Annotated in this window: 26 protein-coding genes and 1 tRNA gene; 12 read left to right on the plus strand and 15 right to left on the minus strand. The window is 39.5% G+C overall.

What is annotated here, in order from left to right:
- Window positions 1-70: 70 nt before the first annotated feature.
- The 5 genes from BLR11_RS01755 (at window position 71) to BLR11_RS01775 (ending at window position 4,803) form a co-directional block, all read left to right on the plus strand.
- Window positions 71-1,030: an L-lactate dehydrogenase gene (locus BLR11_RS01755; RefSeq protein WP_091647648.1), complete on the plus strand. Its 960-nt coding sequence runs from the start codon at window positions 71-73 to the stop codon at window positions 1,028-1,030.
- 149 nt (window positions 1,031-1,179) lie between these two features.
- Window positions 1,180-1,794 (plus strand): TetR/AcrR family transcriptional regulator, encoded by a 615-nt coding sequence (locus tag BLR11_RS01760; protein WP_091647650.1) that lies wholly within the window; start codon window positions 1,180-1,182, stop codon window positions 1,792-1,794.
- On the plus strand, window positions 1,775-2,758 hold the full coding sequence (locus tag BLR11_RS01765) for an HlyD family secretion protein (RefSeq protein ID WP_091647652.1): 984 nt from the start codon (window positions 1,775-1,777) through the stop codon (window positions 2,756-2,758). Before BLR11_RS01760 ends, BLR11_RS01765 begins: the two co-directional genes overlap by 20 nt.
- An 18-nt stretch (window positions 2,759-2,776) precedes the next feature.
- Complete coding sequence (locus BLR11_RS01770; RefSeq protein ID WP_091647654.1) at window positions 2,777-3,682, plus strand: ABC transporter ATP-binding protein; 906 nt, start codon at window positions 2,777-2,779, stop codon at window positions 3,680-3,682.
- On the plus strand, window positions 3,679-4,803 hold the full coding sequence (locus BLR11_RS01775) for an ABC transporter permease (protein ID WP_091647656.1): 1,125 nt from the start codon (window positions 3,679-3,681) through the stop codon (window positions 4,801-4,803). The genes BLR11_RS01770 and BLR11_RS01775 overlap by 4 nt, the downstream gene beginning before the upstream one ends.
- Before the next feature lie 50 nt (window positions 4,804-4,853).
- Here the strand turns inward: BLR11_RS01775 and BLR11_RS01780 are convergent, their stop codons facing one another.
- The 3 genes from BLR11_RS01780 to murQ are packed head-to-tail and all read right to left on the minus strand — an operon-like array spanning window position 4,854 to window position 8,229.
- Window positions 4,854-5,930, minus strand: a complete 1,077-nt coding sequence (locus BLR11_RS01780) for a DUF871 domain-containing protein (RefSeq protein WP_091647658.1) — start codon at window positions 5,928-5,930, stop codon at window positions 4,854-4,856.
- Window positions 5,931-5,939: 9 nt separating this feature from the next.
- Entirely contained in the window at window positions 5,940-7,319 is a 1,380-nt protein-coding gene (locus BLR11_RS01785; RefSeq protein ID WP_091647660.1) for a PTS transporter subunit EIIC, read from the minus strand.
- Window positions 7,312-8,229, minus strand: coding sequence for an N-acetylmuramic acid 6-phosphate etherase (gene murQ, locus BLR11_RS01790; RefSeq protein ID WP_091647662.1), 918 nt, complete (start codon window positions 8,227-8,229; stop codon window positions 7,312-7,314). Before murQ ends, BLR11_RS01785 begins: the two co-directional genes overlap by 8 nt.
- A gap of 169 nt (window positions 8,230-8,398) precedes the next feature.
- Between murQ and nagA the strand changes: the two genes are divergently transcribed.
- Window positions 8,399-9,547, plus strand: coding sequence for an N-acetylglucosamine-6-phosphate deacetylase (nagA, locus tag BLR11_RS01795; RefSeq protein WP_091647664.1), 1,149 nt, complete (start codon window positions 8,399-8,401; stop codon window positions 9,545-9,547).
- Between the two features lie 124 nt (window positions 9,548-9,671).
- On the opposite strand, the gene BLR11_RS01800 is transcribed toward nagA, so the two are convergent.
- The gene (locus BLR11_RS01800; protein WP_176762834.1) at window positions 9,672-10,325 is read right to left on the minus strand and encodes a Crp/Fnr family transcriptional regulator; all 654 of its coding nucleotides are present in this window, start codon (window positions 10,323-10,325) and stop codon (window positions 9,672-9,674) included.
- 456 nt (window positions 10,326-10,781) lie between these two features.
- On the opposite strand from BLR11_RS01800, the gene BLR11_RS01805 reads away from it, so the two are divergent.
- The 4 genes from BLR11_RS01805 to BLR11_RS01820 all read left to right on the plus strand — a co-directional run bounded on the left by BLR11_RS01805 (window position 10,782) and on the right by BLR11_RS01820 (window position 15,038).
- Window positions 10,782-11,666, plus strand: coding sequence for an NAD(P)-dependent oxidoreductase (locus BLR11_RS01805; protein ID WP_091647668.1), 885 nt, complete (start codon window positions 10,782-10,784; stop codon window positions 11,664-11,666).
- Between the two features lie 115 nt (window positions 11,667-11,781).
- Entirely contained in the window at window positions 11,782-12,915 is a 1,134-nt protein-coding gene (locus tag BLR11_RS01810) for a glycoside hydrolase family 3 protein (protein WP_091647669.1), read from the plus strand.
- Between the two features lie 41 nt (window positions 12,916-12,956).
- A complete protein-coding gene (locus tag BLR11_RS01815) occupies window positions 12,957-13,727 on the plus strand; it encodes an MBL fold metallo-hydrolase (protein WP_091647670.1) in 771 nt (256 codons plus the stop codon).
- A 75-nt stretch (window positions 13,728-13,802) separates the two neighbouring features.
- Window positions 13,803-15,038 (plus strand): HD-GYP domain-containing protein, encoded by a 1,236-nt coding sequence (locus BLR11_RS01820; protein ID WP_091647671.1) that lies wholly within the window; start codon window positions 13,803-13,805, stop codon window positions 15,036-15,038.
- Window positions 15,039-15,096: 58 nt separating this feature from the next.
- On the opposite strand, the gene BLR11_RS01825 is transcribed toward BLR11_RS01820, so the two are convergent.
- The 3 genes from BLR11_RS01825 to BLR11_RS01835 are packed head-to-tail and all read right to left on the minus strand — an operon-like array spanning window position 15,097 to window position 16,696.
- On the minus strand, window positions 15,097-15,480 hold the full coding sequence (locus BLR11_RS01825) for a NifB/NifX family molybdenum-iron cluster-binding protein (protein WP_091647672.1): 384 nt from the start codon (window positions 15,478-15,480) through the stop codon (window positions 15,097-15,099).
- Window positions 15,481-15,498: 18 nt separating this feature from the next.
- The gene (locus BLR11_RS01830) at window positions 15,499-16,329 is read right to left on the minus strand and encodes an Mrp/NBP35 family ATP-binding protein (protein WP_091647673.1); all 831 of its coding nucleotides are present in this window, start codon (window positions 16,327-16,329) and stop codon (window positions 15,499-15,501) included.
- Between the two features lie 4 nt (window positions 16,330-16,333).
- The gene (locus BLR11_RS01835) at window positions 16,334-16,696 is read right to left on the minus strand and encodes a DUF134 domain-containing protein (RefSeq protein ID WP_091647674.1); all 363 of its coding nucleotides are present in this window, start codon (window positions 16,694-16,696) and stop codon (window positions 16,334-16,336) included.
- A 175-nt stretch (window positions 16,697-16,871) separates the two neighbouring features.
- Here BLR11_RS01835 and BLR11_RS01840 point away from each other — a divergent pair.
- Window positions 16,872-16,948, plus strand: a tRNA-Val gene (locus tag BLR11_RS01840).
- 496 nt (window positions 16,949-17,444) lie between these two features.
- On the opposite strand, the gene BLR11_RS01845 is transcribed toward BLR11_RS01840, so the two are convergent.
- A complete protein-coding gene (locus tag BLR11_RS01845) occupies window positions 17,445-17,840 on the minus strand; it encodes a pyridoxamine 5'-phosphate oxidase family protein (protein WP_091647675.1) in 396 nt (131 codons plus the stop codon).
- A gap of 121 nt (window positions 17,841-17,961) precedes the next feature.
- Here BLR11_RS01845 and BLR11_RS01850 point away from each other — a divergent pair, with 121 nt between their 5' ends.
- Entirely contained in the window at window positions 17,962-18,303 is a 342-nt protein-coding gene (locus tag BLR11_RS01850; protein ID WP_091647677.1) for a winged helix-turn-helix transcriptional regulator, read from the plus strand.
- Between the two features lie 140 nt (window positions 18,304-18,443).
- On the opposite strand, the gene BLR11_RS01855 is transcribed toward BLR11_RS01850, so the two are convergent.
- From BLR11_RS01855 to thiS, 7 genes are all read right to left on the minus strand, one after another.
- On the minus strand, window positions 18,444-19,079 hold the full coding sequence (locus BLR11_RS01855) for an outer membrane beta-barrel protein (RefSeq protein WP_091647679.1): 636 nt from the start codon (window positions 19,077-19,079) through the stop codon (window positions 18,444-18,446).
- A 331-nt stretch (window positions 19,080-19,410) separates the two neighbouring features.
- Window positions 19,411-19,932: a cysteine hydrolase family protein gene (locus tag BLR11_RS01860; RefSeq protein WP_091647681.1), complete on the minus strand. Its 522-nt coding sequence runs from the start codon at window positions 19,930-19,932 to the stop codon at window positions 19,411-19,413.
- Window positions 19,933-19,967: 35 nt separating this feature from the next.
- Entirely contained in the window at window positions 19,968-20,561 is a 594-nt protein-coding gene (locus BLR11_RS01865) for a thiamine phosphate synthase (protein WP_091647683.1), read from the minus strand.
- Between the two features lie 78 nt (window positions 20,562-20,639).
- Window positions 20,640-21,458, minus strand: coding sequence for a sulfur carrier protein ThiS adenylyltransferase ThiF (gene thiF / locus BLR11_RS01870; RefSeq protein ID WP_091647684.1), 819 nt, complete (start codon window positions 21,456-21,458; stop codon window positions 20,640-20,642).
- A gap of 12 nt (window positions 21,459-21,470) precedes the next feature.
- Entirely contained in the window at window positions 21,471-22,631 is a 1,161-nt protein-coding gene (thiH, locus tag BLR11_RS01875) for a 2-iminoacetate synthase ThiH (protein ID WP_091647686.1), read from the minus strand.
- A gap of 11 nt (window positions 22,632-22,642) precedes the next feature.
- Window positions 22,643-23,413, minus strand: a complete 771-nt coding sequence (locus BLR11_RS01880; protein WP_091647687.1) for a thiazole synthase — start codon at window positions 23,411-23,413, stop codon at window positions 22,643-22,645.
- Window positions 23,414-23,465: 52 nt separating this feature from the next.
- The gene (gene thiS, locus BLR11_RS01885; RefSeq protein WP_091647689.1) at window positions 23,466-23,660 is read right to left on the minus strand and encodes a sulfur carrier protein ThiS; all 195 of its coding nucleotides are present in this window, start codon (window positions 23,658-23,660) and stop codon (window positions 23,466-23,468) included.
- Between the last annotated feature and the right edge of the window lie 151 nt (window positions 23,661-23,811).

Raw genomic sequence — 23,811 nt, forward strand, 5'->3', positions numbered from 1 at the left:
ATTTTTTTAAGTGACAGGTATAGTAATAAGTGTAAATGAACTAGTGTGTATATCAGAGGAGGAATTTTCCATGTTACAGACGCGTAAAGTTGTTATTGTTGGGGCAGGGCATGTCGGATCTCATGTCGCATTGGCTTTAATTCAGTCGGGAGAAGCAGACGATATTGTTTTGATTGATATTGATAAGCAAAAAGCAGCAGCTCAGGCTTTGGATCTTGATGATGGAATCAGTGGTGCGTTGTGTGGTAAATATGCGGATATTCGTGCGGGAGAATACGAAGAGCTCAATGATGCTGATATTTTGGTAATGGCGTTTGGCCGCAGCCGCCGGCCGGGTGAAACTCGGCTGGATATGTTTGATGATTCCATTAAAATGGCAGATGAAGTTATTTCACATCTTAAACAAGTTGATTTTAAAGGTATTATGGTCAGCATTTCCAATCCGGCCGATATTATCTGTGAATATATTCGTCGTCAAATGAAATGGGAAAGTCATCGTTGTTTTTGTACGGGAACGAGTTTGGAAACATACCGTTTATTGCGGGTAATTTCTCATGCTACGGGATACAGTCGTCGTTCCATTCAGGGATTCTGCATGGGAGAACATGGCAATTCCAGTTTTATTGTGTGGTCCCGAATTTTTATTAACGGTAAATGTTTTTTGGATTTGCTTAAAGAAAAGAAAGAGTTGGCGCATATTTGCTTGGATGATTTACAGGTGCAGGTTAAACGAGCGGGTGATATTGAAATTGATGGTAAAGGATGTACAGAATTTGGTATCGCCAATGCGGCACATATGATTATAAGCGCTATTTTTCATGATCAAAAATTGGTATGGCCTTGTTCGACTGTTTTGAATGGTGAATACGGACAACAGAATGTGGCGGCGGGTGTTCCTTGCGTTATTGGCAAAAATGGTATTGAAGAGATATTAGAGATACCAATTGACGGACAGGAGCAACAAAACTTTAATGCTTCTTGTGATATTTTACGTGGCTTTTTGGAACGAGCAGAAAATTTAAAAAAATAACGATAGCATATAATACAGGATCCACTCAAAGGGGACGATGTCTGTCCAATTTGGGTGGATTTTTGTATTTTATTGACAAACATTTAAAAACATTTTACAATAAAATCAAACGATTGATTTAAAATAAAAGTAATGGAGGAAGTTAAACAATGGATAAGGATGCAAAGAATCGTCTTATTGAAGCGGCTATGCCTTTATTTCCAGCGAAAGGCTATGCGGGTGTATCTATACGGGAAATTGCGGAGGCTGCACATGTAAATAGTGCCGCAATTTCATATTACTTTGGCGGAAAAGAAGGGCTTTATGAGGCAGTATTAGATGTTTTGTTTTCACAAATTGACGATGCTATTCACACGGTTGATGTTTTACAGGAGGAGCCGCAGGAATTTATTCAGCGCTTTGCAATGATGGTGTTAAATATTCATATGCATAATCCTTATATCATGCTTTATTTATATCAGGAATTAAGCCATCCGTCTCCTTATTTGGAACAAATTATTCAAAAACATATTCGCAAAGCTTTTAACACGATATATATAGCGATATCTAAAGGTATTTCGGCCGGCATTTTTAAGAAAGATATAAATATTGAACATGCAGTTATGTCATTAGCAGGAATTATTAATTTTTATTTTTTCATGACACCGGTTAGAAAAATTGTATTAAAAAATTATGCTGATAATGAAAAAGAGTATGTACAGCAAGCTATTTCTATTTTTTTAAATGGAATTAGGAGGAATTGTGATGAAAAAAAACATACCTAAAAAAATAGTTATCGGAATCTTTCTTGTATTGGTATTGATTGGAACTGCCATGTATAAGTTGTATAATCCTTCACGACAGGAAATTACAGCTACGGGAACAATTGAGGTTACGAAGGCTGATATCATGCCAAAAGTCAGCGGGTATATCAGAGGCATATCTTTTGATGTAGGCAGTTCTTTGAAACAAGGTCAAGTTGTAGTGCAGATTGATCGGCCAGATATAAAAGCACAATTGTTGAGAGATGAGGCGGCATTGGATAAAGCTAAAGCACAATTACAGGATTTGGAAAATGGTCCTCGTCCGCAGGAATTGGCAGATGCGTCCGCTAACGTTCAATCCGCACAAGCTGTATATGAAAAAACGCAAAGTGATTATCAAAGATATATGGTTTTATATCAGCAGGAGGCTATTTCCGTGCAGCAGCTGGATGCTTCTAAATCAGCGGCTGATGTTGCGTATCGCACACTGCAATCCGCACAGGCTAAGCTAAGCCTGCTGCAAGAGGGAAATCGAACAGAAGTAATAGCGGCACAACGGCGCGAAGTAGAAAGAACGGGCGCAATTCTTGAAGCAACCCGGACGCAGGAGGCTGATACAACCATATATTGTCCGGCAGATGGGTTGGTACTAACAAAAAATTTTGAAAATGGAGAATATGTCGGAGTGGGCTCTCCTATTGCCACTATCGGGGAAATGGGAGATTGCTGGGTAAAGGTATATGTAGCTTCAGAACAGCTGGGACGTATTAAGACCGGACAAATTGTTGCTGTCCGTGTCGATTCATTTCCCAACCGTGTTTTTCAAGGAAAAATTAAAGAAATCAGTCAAAATGCAGAATATACACCCCGCCAAAGCATTACGCAGCGGGAACGGGCAAATATGGTGTTTGCGGTTAAAGTAAAGTTGGATAATTCAGAAAACATTTTTAAACCGGGAATGCCTGCGGATGTTGTTATTGGGTGAATCGGGGGAGATGATAAAATGTATGCTGTAGAGGCGGTTGGATTGACACGGCGTTTTGGATCACTAACAGCTGTTGATCATGTTGATCTTGCAATAAAACCAGGTACTATCTATGGATTTCTTGGTTCTAACGGTTCAGGAAAATCAACAATGATACGTATGTTATGCGGGGTTTTAACTCCTGATGAAGGGAAAGGATCTATCTTGGGTCACGATATTGTGATGGAACAAGATAAAATAAGGGCTCAAATGGGATATATGTCACAAAAATTCAGCCTGTATCCGGATTTAACTGTGTATGAAAATTTATCTTTTTATGCGGGAATGTACAGCTTAAAAGGAAATGAAAAAAAGGAGCGGATAGAAGCTATGCTGGATATGGCGGACCTATCTAAGCGAAAGCGAGAATTAGCAGGGAATCTGTCAGGCGGATGGCGTCAAAGACTGGCATTAGGGTGTGCGATTCTTCATCGCCCCAAGGTTCTTTTTCTAGATGAACCTACAGGCGGTGTGGATCCCATGGCTCGGCGCTTATTTTGGGATATTGTTTGTGAATTGGCGGCTGCCGGTACAACTATCATGGTAACGACACACTTGATGGATGAAGCAGAACGCTGTGATAAAGTAGGATTTCTTTTTGATGGTAAATTAATCGTGGATGATACGATTGCAAATTTAAAAAGTACATTGCCAGGAATCCTGCTGGAAATAAAATCAGATGAACCCTTGAAATTGAAAAAAATCATAGAAAAAGATAGAAAGCCATATATAGATATGTACCCGTTCGGAGTAGCATTGCATATACTAGCAGATAGAAATCAATTAGAAGAATTTACCGTTTTTTCTCCACAAATTATCCGTCCAACATTGGAAGATGTATTTGTATATTATCTACGGAAATTTCGTGGGGAGGTATCCGGATGATTCGCTTAAAAGCATTGCTGGTCAAAGAATTTTTGCAAATGAAACGCGATAAAGCAGTTATTGCCATGATGCTTTTTTTGCCAGTGGTACAACTGCTGTTGTTTGGATTTGCTATTAATACCGATGTTAAGCATTTGCCAACCATTGTGTATGATCAATGTCTGCAGCAGGATAGCCGTGACCTACTGGATTCTTTTACTGCCAGCGGCTATTTTGATATCAAAGATATTGCGGGTAATTTTGAAGAAGTGGATGAGGCTGTTGATGCCGGACGAGAAAAAGTCGGTATCATTATTCCCCCTGACTTTGCCAGTAATATAAAGCATGGACGGAGCGCTGAAGTGCAGGTTATTGTAGATGCATCGGACTCTATGACTGCCTCTTCGGCCATTAATGCGGCACAAATTATTGGTCAGCTAAAATCGCAGGAACTTATGGGAAAAAAATATCGGCAATTAACTGGAGAAAAATATATTACACCGTATGATATACGTATCAGGCCTTGGTATAATTCAGATTTTGTAACTGCATATTATATGGTTCCCGGTATTTTGGGAATTGTCCTAACCATGACAATGGTTATGATAACATCTATGGCAATTGTACGGGAACGGGAAACGGGAACGTTGGAACAGCTTTTGGTAACACCGATGAAGTCATATGAACTTATGCTGGGGAAAATTATTCCATATATTTTTGTTGGATATATTCAAGCTGCGGTGGCACTATCCGCCGGCATCCTCGTCTTCGATTTACCGGTGCGGGGAAGCTTAAGTTTATTGTTTTTATTAACAACGCCTTTTATAGTAGCCTCTTTGGCCTTAGGAATTTTGATATCAACAATAGCTAAAACACAAATGCAAGCGATGCAAATGTCCTTCTTTGTTTTACTGCCTAGCGTGCTTTTATCAGGATTTATGTTTCCGCGTGAAGCGATGCCGACTCTCTTTTATTATTTAGGGGATATACTGCCCGCTACTTTTTATATGGAAATCATGCGGGGCATTATTCTTAAAGGAATAGGCATACAATATTTATGGACACAGGCAGCCGCGCTGGGAGTATTTATTATTGGGGTATTTACGATAAGTCTTGTAAAATTTTCTAAAAAAATTACATAAATGAGCTATGCCAATGACAGGTTCCGGTGAATTTATATTGACATATTTGGTTATCGTATAAATTCGAAACGGAATTGTCGTCCCGGTGTGATGTATTTGATGAGAAAGAGTTCATTCGGTATGATTCGGGCGGCAATATTGGTTCGTTCATTGGAAGGTTGTTCCGTTGTAATAATTTGTACTTCTCCCATGTAGCGCTTATAGTCTTTATTGTCTATGGTAATGTCTCCCAAACGTTTGTCGAGAATGGTTGTAGCATCTGGCTGGATAGTATGACCATGTAATAAATTACGGCTTTCTTGTGCACGTACAGCGTCGCGAGAGGGATCTTGGCGAGCGGTAAAGGAGTGGGAGAGAAAATCACGAACAAAGGGATCATGACTTAATAAACGGGCTTTTAGAACCACTACATTTTTTTGTGTTTGTGTAAGAGCAGATAGTTCTTCGTCCGTAGGATAAGAATCACCAATAAAAATAGAGTCTGTGTCTAATGCTGTTAAATGACGAGCTGCTAAGCTGACGCTTATGTTCCGATGTGCTTCCAGTGTGGGCAGCCCTTCATAAAGAGGACCACGGCGTCCGCTGCTGCAGCTGGGAATAAAAGCACCTACAGAAATTCCTTTTTCCCGGAGATAGTTGTTTTGACTGCAGAAATAGCGCTCACTTAGTCCTGTATAGGGCCTGGGATAAAAATTATGCAGGGCATCCATATGGGAAAAATCAGCGTTCGCGGCTTGAAGAGCGGTAAGAGTATCATGAGTAAGTGTAGAAGCATTAAGCTGAACCTGCATGATAGTACTGAATAATGCAATTTTATCAATACTAAAGCCGTAATCACAGCGAATAGTCGTAATACCTATTTTTTGTAATTCAATGGGGTCTAATTTTTTCAGGCCGAGAAGCGTACAAGCCTGGGGGGAAACATCACATACCACATCTAATTGAAGTATGTGAGCTTGCAGTAATAGGTCCCGCAATTCTTTTTTGAACAATGTTTGATTTGTTTCAGGAATGTGCAATGATGTAAAGATACGATTGATTCCATAGTTTTTTGCTTTTTTTAATAACTCCATATTTTGTTCCAGTGTGTTGTCTAACCCCGGATATAATGAAATGCCTGTTTGCATACGAACCTCCTATTTATTTTGAAGATCATCAAAGCCAATGATCCATGTGGCGATGAAACCGGTAATATAAGCTGTGACTAAGCCTAATAAATAGATAGGGATATTATCTGCAGCGGCAGCTAGGGGCAAGCCGGAAATTCCCAATGTTGCCGAACCTACCATATAGGCAGCCTGAATAGCACCGCCGCAAGCACCGCCGATACAAGCACCAATAAAAGGTTTTCCTAAAGGTAGTGTTACTCCATAAATGAGCGGTTCACCAATACCCATGAGACCCACTGGAAGGGAAGAAATAATCGTCTTTTTTAAACGATGATTTTTTGTTTTGATATATACGGCAATAGCGGCACCTACCTGACCGCCGCCAGACATGGCCAAGATGGGCAAGAGAATAGTTACCCCATAGCGAGATAACAATTCTGCATGAATAGGAGTTAATCCTTGATGAATACCAAGCATAACCATTGGTAAAAAAGTTCCGCCTAAAATAAAACCAGTTAGGGCACCCCCTCTGCCGATGGATTCTGTAGCGGCAAAGCCAATTATTTCTGAAAGATACCCCCCGATAGGCTGACAGATAAATAAAGCGATGAAAGTGGAAATAAGTACGACGATAAGGGGGGTTAGAAAGAGGTCGAACATTTCGGGGATAATTTTATGAAGGTGCTTTTCTAAAACAGAAGCAAAAAGTACGACGAGTAAGACGGCGATAATACCGCCTCTTCCCGGCACAAGAAAGCTGCCGAACACACTGATATGGGTTAAACCTGGATGGGTGATAATGGCGGCCATAACACCGCCTAGCATGGGAGAACCGCCAAATTCTTTGGCAGCACTAATGCCGACGAACAAGTTTAGGCCCCAAAAGGCGGCATTGCCGGCAATTCCTAAAATTTGTATTATTGGCAGTGCAGCTAATAAAGGATTTAATTTTATACAGATATTTAACAGTCCTGTAATTAAGCCGCAAGCGATAAAAGCGGGAATAATAGGAATAAAAATATTAGATATTTTTTTTAGTATTAACTTTCCGGGAGTTGCATTTTTCTGTCGAATTGTATCATGGAGAGCTTTACCGTCGCCGATTTGGGCATTTTGTGCCAGCTGGAAAAATGTGTTTTCTTGCTCTCCCGTGGTATCGACTGGTTCTAATAAATTTTTGAATTCGGTGGTAACATTTGTGGCTTTTCCCGGACCTAAAATGATTTGCCATTCATCATTTATTTTGTTGACGCCGATAACGCCGGGGAGATTAAGAAAATCTTCTTTGACAAAATGTTCTTCTTGTACATGTAACCGCAGCCGTGTCATACAGTTTTGAACACGGATAATATTATTTGCAGGGCCGGTAATAGAAAAAATGGCTTGTGCTAATTCTTTATTAGTCATGATGCAACCTCTTTTTCTTTTGTAAAGCCAGATAAACATACCCGTTGCAAGCTGTTAATAAAGAGGAAGCCTCTTGTTTAGAGATATCCAGCGCGGCCGCAATAATTGCTTCTTTCGTATTATTGTTGGTTTTCGATAGTGCTGCAATCGCTGTTTCACGGTTGCAGCCGGCAGCTTTCATGACAATACGCAGGGCTCGTTCTTTTAATTTTTCATTAGAAGATTTGACATCTACCATCAGGTTGCCATATACCTTTCCTAATTTGATCATGATTCCGGTTGAGAGCATATTGAGGATCATTTTTTGCGCCGTGCCGGCCTTCATGCGGGTGGATCCAGTTATTACTTCAGGCCCGACGAGTGCGCATAAATCAATTTGTGCATAATGAGAGATACTTGAGTTCGGGGAACAATCAATAGAAATTGTAACAGCGCCGATAGAAGAGGCATAGGCTAATCCCCCTAATACATACGGGGTTCTGCCGGAGGCGGATAGGCCGATGACAACATCACTGTTCGTTAGATTGTTGGCTTTTAAATCAAATTCGCCCAACTCTTTTGCATCTTCGGAACCTTCTTTAGCTCGAAACATGGCATTGTATCCGCCGGCGATCAAACCTTGTATTGTTTGTGGGTCTGTTCCATAAGTAGGCGGGCATTCTACGGCATCCAAGATCCCCAAGCGTCCGGAAGTCCCGGCGCCTATGTAGAACAGACGGCCTCCTGCGCGAAGTGCAGGAGCAGTAAGATCAATAGCCGCGGCTATCTGAGGAAGAATGCATTCAATTGCCTGAGCAACTTTTTTATCTTCATTATTTATGATACGTGTCATTTCTAGTGTTGAGACAGTATCAATTTGTTCACTAGCAGGGTTTGATTTTTCTGTATAGAGTTTTTCTAATTCGATCATACGAAGACCCTTTCTGAATACTATAATATACTTTATTATAATGCTAAAACTACGGGGAAAGCAAAATATAAATAGTGATAAATTTTATAAGGAGACTGCATCCAAGGAAAAATATTGATATTCTATGATATACTAAAAGAAATATACATAGCAGTGGAGATGAAAGAATATGAAGGCGATTATTAATGGAATTATTATTTTGCCGCATGAACTGGCAACAGGTCAGGTACTCTTGTATGATGAAAAAATAAAAGGAATCATACCGAGGAATGAATGGCATGCCGGTCATTGTACAGATATTATAAATGCACAGGGGGGATTTGTATCGGCGGGATTTATTAATGAACATTTGCATGGCTGCGGTGGTTATGATGTAATGGATGATACAGATGAAGCCTTGGAAACGATAAGCGAATTATTACCGCGGACAGGTGTTACGGCATTTGTTCCTACTACAATGACCTATGATCGGCCGCGGGTCGAACGGATTTTAACGCGTATTAAACATTCACAAGGGAAAATCCAAGGAGCACATATTTTAGGAGCGCATATGGAAGGGCCGTTTATTAATGCTGAGTATAAAGGTGCGCAGGATGGAAAAAATATCGCAGCACCTGATTTTTCATGGCTGGAAGGGTATAGAGAATGTATTAAAATTATTACCTTGGCACCGGAAATGTGTTCCAATCATCAATTTTTAGACAAATGTGAAAAAAATAATATCTTGATATCTATCGGGCACAGTGCCGCTTCTTATGAGGACGTTCTGTCTGTTATGAGACATACTGCTGCTTGTCATATAACGCATCTATTCAATGCTATGCCGACAATGCATCACCGTGCGCCTGGAATTATCGGAGCGGCTTTTACAGAAGATAAAATTCGTTGTGAACTCATTTGCGATAATCTCCATGTACACCCGGCAATGCAGAAACTTGTATACAAAGTGAAGGGACGTGATGGAATTATTCTTATTACAGATTCCATGAGAGCTTGTCTTTTAGGTGATGGGAAGTCGGAGCTCGGGGGACAGGATGTATTTGTTGAAAAGGGACAGGCACGTTTGGCAGATGGAGCATTGGCTGGCAGTGTGTTGACTATGGATAAAGCTGTGATGAATTTTTTAAGTAACACAGGTGCTTCTTTACCAGATACGATTGCAATGGTCACCATTAATCCAGCGAAAGATCTAGGGGTCTATGATCATATGGGATCGCTGGAAGCAGGTAAGAATGCTGATGTTACAATTTTTGATGAAAATGGTAACATACAATATACTGTTATTAGCGGAAATACACTATTTAGCAGCATGCAGTAACTGTGAAATATAGTCCGATACAGATAGTAATGAGATACAACGAACGCCTCCTATTTTATATGGAGGCGTTCGCTGTATCTAAAGGAGATGTTGTCATTAAAAATTTAATGATAACCTAAGGAGGTTAGTAAAATTCTTTTCCTTCAAATATCTCTCGTAATTTTTGACGGTCTAATACTCGAATATGTTTATATTCTTGAATGATCATATCTTTTTCCACTAAATTGTTCATGACCCGGGTTGCCGTTACCCTGCTCATGCCGGTAACAGCAGCGATTTGTTCATGTGTTAAATTTACTTTATCATCATTTTCATCGGTTATAGAATACAAAAGACATGCTATTTTTTCTTCATTTTTTATGAATTGAGCATAAAAGATCCAGCTGTGCAGCAATGTTATTTTTTTCATAAAAAAAGATAGTAATTCGTGCATGCTTTCATCATCATTCATACATGCTCGAAGTAATGTTTTGGCATCTAACCGATAAGTATGTAGTTTTGTCATGGCCCCTGCACAAACGATACGGATAGGCGGTGTTGCAAATATTTCTTCGCCGGCTAAGTTATTATTGGAGAAATAGCATAATGTACGTTCACTGCCATCCGGATAGGGAAGGAATGCGCGCAGGCGGCCGTCAATAATATAATATAAATAATCAGCAGGGTCATTTTTCATAAATAAAATTTCCCCAGATTGAAAAGTCTTTTTTTGACCGTATTCTTTGAATATTTCGGGAATACACAGCAGGTTTGGCTGGAATAAATCATTGGTAGTCATGTTGGTACCTTCTCTCCTTAGATAATAGTATACGGGTGTTCTTGATGAAATTATAACATAAAATAATGACATTGTAATAGATTATACAGAAGTATTTTTTACAAAATAGTATAATAGAGATGAAAATTTATCATAATAATTACCGATGAATTATTTGCGGAGGGTAACTGATTGTAAAGGGTGTTGAAGGAGGGGGATTTACAACCGTTAGATTTTTATAAATGATTGCAAGGGAGTTCCTATGATTGGAACTATAATTCAAGAGTACGGTTTTCATATGAAGAATCTGCTGGAGAGATTTGCGCATGTATGTCTTATAACAAGAAAGTTTTTTATTATGCAGATGCTGCTAATACATCAAAAATTCACTCAATAACATGAGAAATTGATGTGACAGAGCAGTCAAATTAAGATTATAGTTGTTTGTTTATATTATTATAAAAGGAGTTGTTCAAAATGAAAATTGGCTTTTTAGGATTAGGTGTTATGGGTCTTCCCATGGCAAAAAATGTGATTAAAAAATCAGGTTGTGAATTGTATGGATTTGATGTTGTCCAAGAAAAACTGGATGAATTAGAGGCAGCGGGCGGACATGCTATTAGCGATCAGACAGAGATTTACAAAAATTGCGATGTAATCATGCAGATGCTGCCAACACATCCTATTATTATCAATTCTATTGAAAAAGCGATTGCATATGGCAAGCCGGGCAACATTATTATTGATTTATCTTCGACAGCACCGAATATTATTATTGATATGTACCAAAAGGTTAAAGCTGCGGGAATGTCACTGCTGGATTCTCCTGTAAGCGGGGGAAATCCGAAGGCGATTGATGGTACGCTGGCAATTATGACAGGCGGAGATAAAGATATTTATGATCGGGTAGAACCTCTTTTGCAATGTATGGGAATTCCTGTGTATACGGGAGGTACAGGTAGCGGAGATGTTACCAAACTGGTCAATAATACGATTGCCGGAGCCTATATGGTTGCTGTTGCTGAAGGCTATGCATTTGCGGCTAAAGCGGGTATTGACTTACAGACAACGTTTGAAGCAACAAGGTATGGATTTGCCGGTGGACCCGCCTATGAAAATAAAGTTCCTAAAATGCTTGCCCGTGATTATGAACCAGGTGCGCGGATTGCAGTTCATCGCAAAGATATCATTAATGCAAAGCATTATGCTCATCATCTGGATATTGATTTGCCAATGACGGATGTTGTGCTTATGGTGATGGATTGGATGAATGATAATGGATATATCAATGAAGATCAGGCAGCGATGGTCAAGTATTTTGAAGAAAAAATGAATGTTAAAGTAGGGAAAGAAAATAAATAAATATGTTTCCCCGTAAAGGGTCGCATTTCCGCGCGGCCCTTTTTTGCCGAAAAGAAAAAATTTAGTATAATGAATGTAAAGTATATAATTGTATCTGGCGGGAGGGGATTTATATATGAAAATGAATAAAGTTATTGCAAGTATAGTAATGATAAGCATGACGGTCTGCTTCAGCGGCTGTAAACAAGAAGTAAAAAATGAGGCGCAGCCAGCGGTGCAGCATCACACGATAAATGAACAAGCAAAACAGATAGTAGCACGTATGAGCGACACTCAAAAAATAGGGCAGTTAATGATGATCGGTATTACTGGCCCGGTGGTAGATATAAAAACAGATCGTGCACTAGCTAAATATAAATTTGGCAATGTTATTTTATTTGATCGAAATATGCAAAATCAAAATCAGGTAAAAAAACTTACGGCAGATTTGCAAGAAAAAATCAGCATAAATAGTGGGATTTTTCCATTTATTGCGCTTGATCAAGAGGGTGGGGCTGTACTGCGGATGCGCAGTCATTTTCCGGAAGTTCCTAGTGAGCAAGAATTAGGTCGAAAAAAACCTTCAGAAACAAAAATATGGGCAGAAACTACGGGTAAAGAATTGAAAGAAATGGGTATAAATATCAATTTTTCTCCTGTTGTGGATTTAGGATTATCTCATGGACGGTCTTATAGTGATGATCCGGGTGTGGTCTCAACTTATGCAGAACAAGCTTGTACCGGGTACAAAGATGCAGGTATTTTGTGCGTTCTTAAACATTTTCCCGGTATCGGCAAGGCAGAAATAGATCCTCATATGGATGGGGCAAGTGTAGCTGTTGGACGAGAGCAATTGGAACAGGAAGATTTAAAACCTTTTCGGGATTTGATACAGCGTATAGATAATAAAAATATGTTTGTCATGGTTTCCAATGTGACTTTTCCGGCATTGGATACGCACTATCCGGCATGTGTGTCAGAAAAAATAATGACGGATATATTACGTAATCAGTACGGATATAAAGGTCTTATTTTAACGGATGATATGGAAATGGGAGCGATGTCTAAACACTATACTTTTTCTCAAATGGGAGTCATGGCGGTTAAAGCCGGTGCAGATATTATTTTAGTTTGTCATGATTATGAGCATGAACAGGAAGTATATAAGGGATTGCTGAAGGCTTATCGCAGCGGAGAATTGTCCCGGGATAAAATAGATAAGAAGGTATTACGGATTGTAGAAATGAAATTAGCGTATAATGGCAAATAAATTAAATTAATTATATATAATAACAAAAGGCGGGAAAAATAATGAAGGTTACACTTATAGGCAATGCCGGGGTATGGCTGAGGGATACGGGATTATCTATAGTAATTGACGGGTTATACGGGAAAAATGAATTTTTCAGTGACCCGCTGCATGAGATGGATGCAGCAGCAGAAGGAACTGCATCTATGTTCCGGCATATTCGAACATTGGCATTTACTCATCGACATGAAGATCATTTTAATGCTGCTTATGTTAATACCTATCTTATGCATAATACCGTGCAAAATGTATATATTCCTAAGATAACGGAGCCACCCAATCAATATGAAGATGTGGGCGTTGTAGTGCCCGGCAGATCGGGGGCCAGAATTTTTTCTATAGGAGAACGTGATGAAGAAATATACTATGATAGGATTTCTGACGACAGCTGGATTATATTTTTTAAAACAATCCATATGGGAGGATCGCAGTATAATGCACGGCATTATGGAATTATTATTATATCATCAGGGTATAGTTATCTTTTTATGGCAGATACGGATTGGACATATGCGGTCAAAAATGTGGTACAATTATTGAAAGATACAACGTTAAAAGCTGCGTTTGTCAATCCATTATCTTATATGGACGCCCGTGGAAAAGAATGGCTGTCTTATCTTCATGTGCCTAATGTGGTTATATATCATGTACCGTATGAAGAATCAGATAAAAGCGGCATGCGGAAACTGGTGCAGCGAGAATTGACTTCTCCTGTTTCCCGTTCGTGGAGGCTGCAGGCACTTACAGAAAAAATGCAGACTATCATTATATAAACTAATATCATGCGGCGGCATGTCGGTGTCCTGGATATAGAAAATAAGCAGCGCTGGTTCGTAAAGGAGGGTATTATGGATTTCTTTATTAGCCCTATTCAATTACTGCAAAGTATATCATTAGCCTTAGAATTATCAGCAGGTGGATTATCCAGTCATCAATGGAGAGTTGCTATGATAGCGGATCATGTAGCCGATAAACTGGATTTAACACGCGAAGAGAGGCAAACGCTGGTACATGTTTCACTTATTCATGATATTGGAGCAGCTGCCAGCTGGGAAAAAGTTGCAGGACTTCGAGTGGGGAAAAGTGCGGATTTATATGCGCATGCGTATGCTGGATATACGTTGTTGAAGGATTCTGCAGCATTTCATGATATGGCTCCGTATATCCGATATCATCATGACCGCTGGGATGGGAATAATATATCTGGATTGTCGGGAAAACAAATTCCGTTGTTGAGTCGGATCATTTGTCTTTCCGATAATGTGGCCATACAAATTGATGCACAACGATTTATTTTTGATCAGGTTCCGGGTATTTTGGAAAACATACGTGAAGGGAGCGGAACATATTTTCAGCCTGAGTTAGTTGATGTATTTCTCCGGATAGCTCAATCAGAAGGATTTTGGCTTGATTTGATCAATGCCTATGCATTTCCTGAATTTTTTAAGCGTGTTGGCCGATATGGAGATATTTGTTATTCCTTAGAGGATGTCATGGATATAGCGGAAATATTGGCAACTGTTGTCGATTGGAATGACCCATTTACCGGTGGTCATTCCCGCAGGGTTGCAGTTATTTCCGAATATTTGGCAAGCCAAAAAGGATTTTGTTCGGATGAAGTGAAGTTGATGCGCATTGCGGGATTGCTCCATGATATAGGAAAGTTAGCGGTTTCCCGCACTATTTTGGAAAAGCCCGACAAGTTGAATAGTTCAGAATTTTATATTATTAAACAACATCCGTATTATACGTATCACATTCTTCATAACATTGAAGGCCTTCAGGATGTTGCAGTATGGGCGGCATATCATCATGAAACATTAGATGGAAAGGGCTATCCATTCAGAATCAAAGGGGAGTCACTGTCTTTAGGATCCCGTATTGTTGCGGTGGCGGATATTTTCACAGCACTTACGGAAAAACGTCCGTATCATGCCACGATGGAGCGGGATGCAGTGCGCCAAATAATGCAGGGAATGGCGCAGCATGGTAAAATTGATGGTTCATTGGTAGCAGTGTTATTCCATGATCCTGAAAAAATTAATTATTTGATTGCTCACGTTTTTGCGATACAAAAAAAATAGAAGCACATAAAGAAAGCTATATCCCATTTGGGATATAGCTTTCTTTATGTGCTGAGTCTTATTGATGATGACCGCAGTGATGAGGGTGGTCACCCTGCTGGTCGTGATCGTGATGACTGCAGCGAGCATCCGGATCATACGATAACGAATCTTTTAATAGTGCGTTTACTGCGTCATCGGCAGAACCCGTAACGCCGCCATACCAAGTAATATCGGCAGCGGTGAGGGCTTGCTGAGCACCGCCGCCAATGCCGCCGCAAATAAGTTTGTTTACACCGGCTTGTTTTAACCAAACAGCTAATGATTCGTGACCGGCACCATCGGTTCCCAGTATTTGGCTGGCAGTAATGATATTATTTTCTATCGTATAAATCTTAAATTGTTCCGTATGACCGAAATGTTGGAATACAGAGCCATTTTCATAAGTAACAGCTATTTTCATATAATACCTCCCAAACTATCAAAAAACAGATTCTAAATATGCAGCCGTTTCTTCTAAATAATTTTTGTTAAAGCTTTCTATGTCACCGGCATCACAATGAGCTGCAAATTCCGGATCGATTGGTAACTTCATGGAATGAGGAATTTGATACTTTTCGGCGGTTTCTGCAACATGGCTGGCCCCAAAAATTTCATGCTGTTCATGACAATCAGGACATTCAAAATAGCTCATGTTTTCAATGAGACCTAATACGGGAATATGCATCATTTCTGACATTTTAAGTGCTTTTTCCACTATCATGGAAACAAGTTCCTGGGGAGAGGTGACTACAAAGATACCATCGACAGGAAGTGATTGGAAAACGGTTAACGGAACATCACCTGTTCCCGGGGGCATGTCTACAAACATGTAGTCGATGTCGCCCCAAACGATATCTGTCCAAAATTGTTTTACGGCGCCGGCAATGACGGGACCACGCCATACAACGGGCGAAGAAGTATCTTCTAATAAAAGGTTAATGGACATGACTTCAATGCCTTTTTTTGTATTTACTGGGAAGATTCCGTGTTCATCACCGGTAGCTTTTTCGGTCATACCGAAAATTTTTGGAATTGAAGGACCTGTAATATCAGCATCTAAAATCGCTGTTTTATATCCTTTTCGCTGCATTTGTACAGCTAATAAAGAGGTTACCAAGGATTTACCAACCCCGCCTTTACCGCTAACGATACCAATAACATGTTTTACGTGAGTGCCCATATGTGGAGCGACTTGCATGCTTTCTGGTTTTGTACGACTGTCACAAGAGCTGCCGCAGCTGGAACATTCATGATTACATTCTTCACTCATTTTATCAATCTCCTTTTTTTATGTGTTGTGTAGAACGGCAATGGCAGGAATTACAGCATTTGCCGGATTGTTTACATAGTTCAATATTACCGCCTTCGATAAGCAGGCGTTTTCCATGGACGAGGGCATCGGCAATTTTACGGCGGGCAACATCATAAATACCGGTAACAGTTGTTCGCGCAACATTAATTTGCAAAGCACATTGTTCCTGCGTTAATCCGACCAAGTCAATCAAACGGATTACCTCATATTCATCAATACTCATAATTACAGTATCTATAGTATTTGGACAAGCTATTCCAGCAGGAGCAAATTCTCCTGATCTTGGCATAGAACAAACACGGCGGCAACGTTGAGGACGTGGCATAGGAAAAAACCTCCCTTTTAAGGTATGGCATTATTATATGATTATTTGTGACATATGTCAATAATTAAAACCATATAAATAACATATATACACTGTTATTTAAAATCATTTGGTATACGTTGCCAAATGAAGCTTGCAATTTTTTTTCAGCTTGTTATAATGGAGAAGTACACTTGGGATTATAGCTCAGCAGGTTAGAGCGCCACGCTCACATCGTGGAGGTCGAGAGTTCGAGTCTCCCTAATCCCACCAAAGAGTTGTTTTTACTTTTATTTTGAAACTTTGCCACTGCATAAGGTAAGGTTTCTTTTTTTGTTTTCATTTGACTAGTATAATGTTTAGCCATCTTCGCCCTATTGTGCAGCAATTTACTATCGTCTCCACTCTCTCCTCCTGCGGTTTTGATCATAGCTGTTTGCCGGTTCTGTATAAGGAACATGTAAAAGGGACTGACCGATAAACCGTCAGTCCCCAATAAGTTAAATTTTAAGTAAACCGTCTATTTGTCTAGGGTGGGGCGGTTTACTTTTTTTGTTGCAAAAGTGCAACGAAGTGCGATTAAATATAACAAGATTATATTTTATTATATCGTTCATGCGTATCACTCTGTTTTAGAGGCAATATTGACTGTCTATCGTTTTGTAACAGTACCTTGTAAGAGCGTATCAGGTTCTAAGAAGTCAGTCGAGGTGTCCCCTTTATACGAGCACTGCATATGCGGCGGCTTTTTTTTATTTGCAAGCATACATTAGAATTCAATTATTTTAGGATTTGTTGTGAAAGAATAAATAGTAGCTGTGCCATGTTCAAAATAAAACACAGTCATTAAATTATCATCAACGGTGTACATACTGCTTAATACTGACTGGTTGGCATTCATCATAGCTGCTCTGGCTTCTCGGCGTAAGTCTTCTTTGACATTGCCTTCGACTCGAATCCATGTTCCTTTGTACATGCCGCATATTTCGATTTTTTCATTTTTTTTCATTTGATGATAAACTTTTTTTTGATTATTGGTAACAATGTACAATTTCCCTTCAAAGGAACATACCGCTCCAAATGGTCTAACATGAGCTTGTCCGGCATCACTGGTGGCAAGATAAAATGTTCCGCAAGATTTTAGATATTCCATTATTTCATTCATTTTAAAATCTCCTTCCATAGATACAGTTGTATTTGTTGTTATTTGCAAGTATAATTATAACGTACAGGATAAATAAAGCAAGTACGATATTTATTGATACCGGTATCAGAAAGGAACGTGTATGGAAAAGAAGGAATTGTTTGGACGTTGCCCTTATGTAACTGCGCAAAAGGTATTAACTGGAAAGTGGTCTATGTATATTTTATATCTTTTATCTGAGGGGGCGATTCGTTTTAATGAACTTCAGAGACGAATGCCTGAAGAAATGACACACACAACATTATCACGTCAATTAAAAACGCTGGAAAAGGAAGGATTGATTATTCGGACAGAATATCAGCAGATACCTCCCCGAGTAGAATATCGGTTAAGTGAAGTAGGCGAGAAATTTAAAAGTGTTTTGTCGGTGCTTAAAATATGGGGAGATGAATATATTTTGTATTTAAATAAAACAAAGAAATAGCGTAATAGATACAATTTATCTTTATGGCATATAGATTATTTTTTAAAGCTAATTTATTATAAAAATGCGTTACAAAAAAGCGATTCAGCCATCGTCTTTTTTGTAACGCATAAAAATCTTTTTCGTATTACTATTAAACTTTATTTGCCGCTTCCTAAGCGATAGGAGGCGCCGATGATAGCACCTTTATAGGTAAGATTGATATCATCATTAATTTCCGTATTGACATACCGATATCCTGCATTGACGTCCAGATTTTTAGATACAGCATAATTGATGCCGGCTTCCCACAAGGAAGTCTTTTTTGTTCCCAAAGCGCCTTTAGCGTACACATCAAAATTATTTCCAATAGATTTTTTTGCAATAACACCTAATTGCAGTACGTTATTTGTACAGTTATAATTGCGGGCACTTTCATCGCTTCCGACATTATTGAACGAATTTTTAATGCGGTTCCAGCCGCCATACACGGCAACATTTTTATTAAGAGAATATACAGCATTTATTTCCTGCGAATTTCCGGTAGTATCGTCATGCTTTGTCTTTAAACCGGAATATTCATATTGTACGGCCCATTGGTCGGTTAAGCCGTAGGTTGCACCGCCGTTTACATTCCATTTACTGCCCGTAGAACCGCCGGATTCGGCTTTCGCATTCCAAAGACCTAAATCAATTTGAGTTTCTCCTTTGTTCCATTGTGTCTGTGGGGCTGCAAAGGCAAAAGAAGTAATACATGTTGCTAACATAGCTGCTAATACTAAAGATTTATTTTTCATGTTTTTACATCCCTTTCTCGGTATAAGAACTTTTATAAACATAGATTATCATATCATTTTGTGAAATAAAATACAATATTATTTTGCAAAATGTAATTAAAATATTGGTCATATGCATAGGAATAAACATAGTGTTGACGTGATGCCGGGTTGGTTTATGTCGACGGATTTTTATTTGGAATAGGATTACATAAGGAAGGATGCAGCAAAAATATTTTTTATTATATAATACAAAAAAATAATATGGAAGTACCCCCTATATAGTTAATCGAAAAATAACATAGGGGGTACAATCTATTCCGGGTATATGTTGGTACAGAGTGTGATTCGGTTATCGTATATGGATTTGACAAGCCTGCATAGCAGTTAGGGCCGTTTGATGTGCGTCTTCAGTACTTCCGGCACAGCAGTTGCTGTATACTGCAATGTTTTTTTCAGGATAAAAAGCCTTAAGCAGCAGTGCATTGGAAATGATGCAAATATCGGTACAAAGTCCCATAAGGATCAGTGTATCATAAGGCACGGCTTCTTCTATGAGTGCAGTGCATCCAAATGTGGATTTTTCTAAAACAACAGCATCCAGTGTATACGGCAGAAGATCGCGACAAATATTCCAGCCATGACTATCCTTTTGACAGTGTTGTATGGGGAGATTTTTTCCTTCTTGTGTGTCCAAATACCGCTCATCGTGTGTATCTTGTGTGAAAATGAGTTTTGTCGTATCGGCTGCATTTTTCTTTACTTTGATAATTTCCTCTTCAATGCGGGGAACAATACGTTGTGCCGATGCCGATCCCAGCGTACCTGTAATAAAATCATTCTGCATGTCTATTATAATGTAAGCTTGCTTCATACGAAGGCTCCTTTTTAGAATGGCTATACAAGTAGTTAGTTATTGTCCAGCTGTCTTAAATATGCAGGTATATCGGAGCAAGTCATTAAGCTGGACATAAGCGCTATACCTGAAATAGGAAGAGCGTTCAGCGCAGCAATATTTTTTTCAGTAATTCCGCCTAAGGCATATACCGGAATGGAAACAGCATTACAAATATTTTTTAGTTCGCTGATTCCGATGGGAGGGGAATCCGGCTTGCAATTTGTCTCAAAGATGTGGCTGGCCATGATGTAGGTAGCCCCAAGTTCTTCTGCTTCTTTTGCTTCTCCTGCCGTATGCACAGAAACTCCTAAGGTAGTCATAAAATAACGAATAGAAGAATGAATCCGTAGATAGGACAAGGAACATTGAAATCGTGGAACATGAAGCTGAATAGCTGTTTTCCCAAAGTGATGGAGAATGCACGTCTTTCCGTGAGCATTGCAGATTTGCAATGCTTGCCGGGCATATGTCATGTAATCCTCTTCATTTAGTGTTTTTTCTCTCAGAATCAAGGTGCTTACATCCGATGCGGCTATTTTTTCTAATTGTTCCCAATAACTGTTGGGAGCTAATGTGCGGTTCGTTATGGCAAGTATATTTTGCACGTTATATCACCTGTTCATTGCAAGTTTATTTTATATATAATACTATACCTTAATATCATAGGTGAGTCAATGCATAGACTAACTTGCAGCATCTGGTAAAATATCTACCAGAAGTTTTACAATCAGGTTAGCTTCGTGGGCGGAACAAATAGCGACCCGGGGGGCCATAAGACCCCGCCCGGGTATGGCACCTTGTGTGCCGTCACCACAAAGATAAAAGTGGTCTGTAATTTTTCGTGTTTGAATATCGTTACTGTTTCCGTAACCTGCCATGCCAGAGGCAGATACAATATATTTTTTGGGACACTGTGTTAATATTGTATTAATAAGCATCGCTTTGGCAGCCGGATTATCAAAAGCTTCACAGATGATGCAATCATCTGCAAAAAGAGAAGCAGCATTTTCGCTAGTCACTTTGACAAAGTCTGTATGTACATGAATAAATGGGTTTATTTCTGCAATCTGAGCAGCTAGGGCAGCCGTTTTTTGTTTACCTAAATCATTGATTCTATAAGCTTGTCGATTTAAATTGCTGACATCGACAGTATCAAAGTCGACAAGATGCAGTGAACCTACCCCGGTACGTGCTAAAAAAATAGCAGCATGAGAACCGAGGCCGCCAAGTCCGGCAATAGCAACTTTTCCTTGCTTTACTTTCTCGTGAACATGAGGAGTATGACGGGAACACATCATTGCTTCTAATGATGTACGGGATGGCAATTTGTTCTTTTCGATAAAATAAATGTCATCACCTGTTTGCAACGGTAAGTTTTCAGTAGTGGCATATCCGTTTAAAATTGATAGATCTGCCGAAGGAAAGCAATGATGGTGCAAGTCTTGGAGAAACAGAAATTCTGTTGTTTGTGCCTGTCCGTTTATGTTTATTTTTTTTGTCATGGCATACCCTGCTTATAAATAAATGTATTCACTGGTCACAGGCTGGAGATGTTCTGATTTAACAGCAGCATAAATTTCGTCGAAAGAGCGGGTGTCGCTGATTTCAAACTGTTCATCGCCTTTTTGTTCATCTTCTATTATATGGCCGCCTATACCAGTACATACACCGGCAGATATTTTTGTAGCAGCGATTTTGATAATATTGTTGCGGAAATAAGGACTTTCTCTGCTGGAAACAACGATGCTGGCGTATGGCATAAATAAACGATAGGCACAAATTATCTGGACCAACTGCTTTTCATGTACGTCTTTTGGATTTATTTTATCATTATTAATAATAGGACGAAGGCGTGGACATGACAGCGAGATTTCTGCATGAGGATATTTTTTTTGCATAAGCCAGGCATGCATACCGGTAGCAACAGCATCTTTTTGATAATCATCAAGTCCTAAGAGTGCTGCAAAACCAACCCCTCTCATGCCGCCTAAAATAGCTCTTTCCTGAGAATAAAAACGATAAGGGAAAATACGTTTGTGACCGGCGAGATGAAGCGTTTCGTATTTGTCAGAATTATACGTTTCTTGAAATACGGTGACATAGTCTGCGCCGCATTCGTGTAAATATTTGTATTCATCTACATTTACCGGATAAATTTCTACACCTACAATACGGAAATATTCCCTGGCAATTTTAATGGCATTACCGATATACGCGACATCGGACATATGACGGCTTTCCCCGGTTAACATAAGAACTTCTTCTAATCCGGTTTTAGCAATATTTGTGCATTCTTGACGAAGTTCAGCATCAGACAACTTGGCACGATGTATTTTGTTGTGAGAATTGAAACCGCAGTAAATACAGTAATTTTCACAATAATTTGCAAAATAGATAGGTGTAAATAAGTTAATGGAGTTACCAAAATGACGACGCGTTATCGTGTGTGCCTTTTGAGCCATTTCTTCCAGAAAAGGCAAAGCTGCCGTAGAAAGAAGAGCCATAAAATCCTGAGGTTCCAAATGGGTTTTGGCAAGAGCGCTTTTTACATTTTTTGCGGTAAAGTCTTCATTGCGAAAAGCATCGTGATATTGCAGTACATCCTCCAGCATAGTAGAGTCGATAATTTCCATATCCGGTAAATATTTCATGTGATCGATACGTTTTTCTTCCATTATAACACCCCCTAATCTCCTAAAAAGCCTGTAAGCGGATCTGATGCAGAAGCCGTTTCACGAACTCTGCCAAGTCCAGATAGATAAGCGGCTCGGCCTGCTTCGATAGCTTGTCGGAATGCTTTTGCCATAAGCGGTATATTACCAGATGTGGCAAGTGCGGTATTAGCCATAATTGCGGAAGCACCCATTTCCATGGCTTCACAGGCTTGGGAAGGACGGCCGATACCTGCATCGATAATGACTGGCAAATCTATTTCATCAATGAGAATTTGAATGAAATCACGAGTAGAAAGTCCCTTATTCGTGCCAATTGGCGAAGCAAGGGGCATAATTGCGGCAGCACCGGCATCACGGAGAGAACGGGCCGCATATAAATCCGGGTACATGTAAGGCAATACGATGAACCCTTCTTTGGCAAGTTGTTCTGTTGCCTTGATGGTTTCGGCATTATCGGGGAGCAGGTATTTTGTGTCACGCATAACCTCGATTTTAATAAAATCTCCGCAGCCAAGTTCTCGGGAAAGATGAGCAATGCGAATTGCTTCTTCGGCAGTACGGGCACTAGACGTATTTGGCAGCAGTGTTATTCCTTTGGGAATGTAATCAAGAATGTTATCTTTTTGACCAGCTTCGACACGCCGCAAAGCCATCGTAATGATTTCTGCACCAGCTTGTTCGACCGCCGCTTTAATTAAATCTACATTATACTTACCTGAACCTAAAATAAAACGAGATGAAAATTCATGACCGCCTAATACGAATGTATCGTTTGTTTCCATTATGACCACTCCTTGTTTTTTTATAGGGTACAACTGTCTTTTAGATGACGGGTCAGCCGCCGCCGACAAATTGCACTATTTCTATTTTGTCGTTATCGGTAAGGCGCGTTTGCTCATAGGCACTGTGCGGTATGATGGAACCGTTAAGTTCAACTGCGACTCGTTCCTTTTGATAGCCCGCTTGTGTCAGATAGTTGTTTAACGTGATACCGTCAGCAACAACTTTTTTTCCATTGATGGTAAGCATAATATGAACCTCCTTTCTAAAAAAAATAAAAGCCGCACGAAGAATTACACCCTAGGTGGTGTACCCCTTCGTGCGGCTTTTATAGTTAGCACTCTAAGAAAAAGTATAGCCTTTTTTGCTGAAAAGTCAACTATTAATAGTGGAAAAATTT

This window comes from Megasphaera paucivorans (assembly GCF_900103535.1).
In the GTDB taxonomy this organism is placed as follows: Bacteria; Bacillota; Negativicutes; order Veillonellales; family Megasphaeraceae; genus Megasphaera_A; species Megasphaera_A paucivorans.

Bases quoted from the DNA above. Each gene is read 5' to 3' on its own strand.
- BLR11_RS01835 (WP_091647674.1), bottom strand. From the start codon at position 16,696: ATGCCACGTCCTCAACGTTGCCGCCGTGTTTGTTCTATGCCAAGATCA.
- BLR11_RS01815 (WP_091647670.1), top strand. From the start codon at position 12,957: ATGAAGGTTACACTTATAGGCAATGCCGGGGTATGGCTGAGGGATACG.
- BLR11_RS01785 (WP_091647660.1), bottom strand. From the start codon at position 7,319: ATGACTAATAAAGAATTAGCACAAGCCATTTTTTCTATTACCGGCCCT.
- BLR11_RS01765 (WP_091647652.1), top strand. From the start codon at position 1,775: ATGAAAAAAAACATACCTAAAAAAATAGTTATCGGAATCTTTCTTGTA.
- BLR11_RS01770 (WP_091647654.1), top strand. From the start codon at position 2,777: ATGTATGCTGTAGAGGCGGTTGGATTGACACGGCGTTTTGGATCACTA.
- BLR11_RS01880 (WP_091647687.1), bottom strand. From the start codon at position 23,413: ATGGAAACAAACGATACATTCGTATTAGGCGGTCATGAATTTTCATCT.
- BLR11_RS01760 (WP_091647650.1), top strand. From the start codon at position 1,180: ATGGATAAGGATGCAAAGAATCGTCTTATTGAAGCGGCTATGCCTTTA.
- thiF (WP_091647684.1), bottom strand. From the start codon at position 21,458: ATGACAAAAAAAATAAACATAAACGGACAGGCACAAACAACAGAATTT.
- BLR11_RS01800 (WP_176762834.1), bottom strand. From the start codon at position 10,325: ATGACTACCAATGATTTATTCCAGCCAAACCTGCTGTGTATTCCCGAA.
- thiH (WP_091647686.1), bottom strand. From the start codon at position 22,631: ATGGAAGAAAAACGTATCGATCACATGAAATATTTACCGGATATGGAA.
- BLR11_RS01860 (WP_091647681.1), bottom strand. From the start codon at position 19,932: ATGAAGCAAGCTTACATTATAATAGACATGCAGAATGATTTTATTACA.
- BLR11_RS01820 (WP_091647671.1), top strand. From the start codon at position 13,803: ATGGATTTCTTTATTAGCCCTATTCAATTACTGCAAAGTATATCATTA.
- BLR11_RS01830 (WP_091647673.1), bottom strand. From the start codon at position 16,329: ATGAGTGAAGAATGTAATCATGAATGTTCCAGCTGCGGCAGCTCTTGT.
- BLR11_RS01810 (WP_091647669.1), top strand. From the start codon at position 11,782: ATGAAAATGAATAAAGTTATTGCAAGTATAGTAATGATAAGCATGACG.
- BLR11_RS01855 (WP_091647679.1), bottom strand. From the start codon at position 19,079: ATGAAAAATAAATCTTTAGTATTAGCAGCTATGTTAGCAACATGTATT.
- BLR11_RS01755 (WP_091647648.1), top strand. From the start codon at position 71: ATGTTACAGACGCGTAAAGTTGTTATTGTTGGGGCAGGGCATGTCGGA.
- BLR11_RS01775 (WP_091647656.1), top strand. From the start codon at position 3,679: ATGATTCGCTTAAAAGCATTGCTGGTCAAAGAATTTTTGCAAATGAAA.
- BLR11_RS01805 (WP_091647668.1), top strand. From the start codon at position 10,782: ATGAAAATTGGCTTTTTAGGATTAGGTGTTATGGGTCTTCCCATGGCA.
- murQ (WP_091647662.1), bottom strand. From the start codon at position 8,229: ATGATCGAATTAGAAAAACTCTATACAGAAAAATCAAACCCTGCTAGT.
- BLR11_RS01850 (WP_091647677.1), top strand. From the start codon at position 17,962: ATGGAAAAGAAGGAATTGTTTGGACGTTGCCCTTATGTAACTGCGCAA.
- BLR11_RS01845 (WP_091647675.1), bottom strand. From the start codon at position 17,840: ATGAATGAAATAATGGAATATCTAAAATCTTGCGGAACATTTTATCTT.
- BLR11_RS01825 (WP_091647672.1), bottom strand. From the start codon at position 15,480: ATGAAAATAGCTGTTACTTATGAAAATGGCTCTGTATTCCAACATTTC.
- BLR11_RS01780 (WP_091647658.1), bottom strand. From the start codon at position 5,930: ATGCAAACAGGCATTTCATTATATCCGGGGTTAGACAACACACTGGAA.
- nagA (WP_091647664.1), top strand. From the start codon at position 8,399: ATGAAGGCGATTATTAATGGAATTATTATTTTGCCGCATGAACTGGCA.
- thiS (WP_091647689.1), bottom strand. From the start codon at position 23,660: ATGCTTACCATCAATGGAAAAAAAGTTGTTGCTGACGGTATCACGTTA.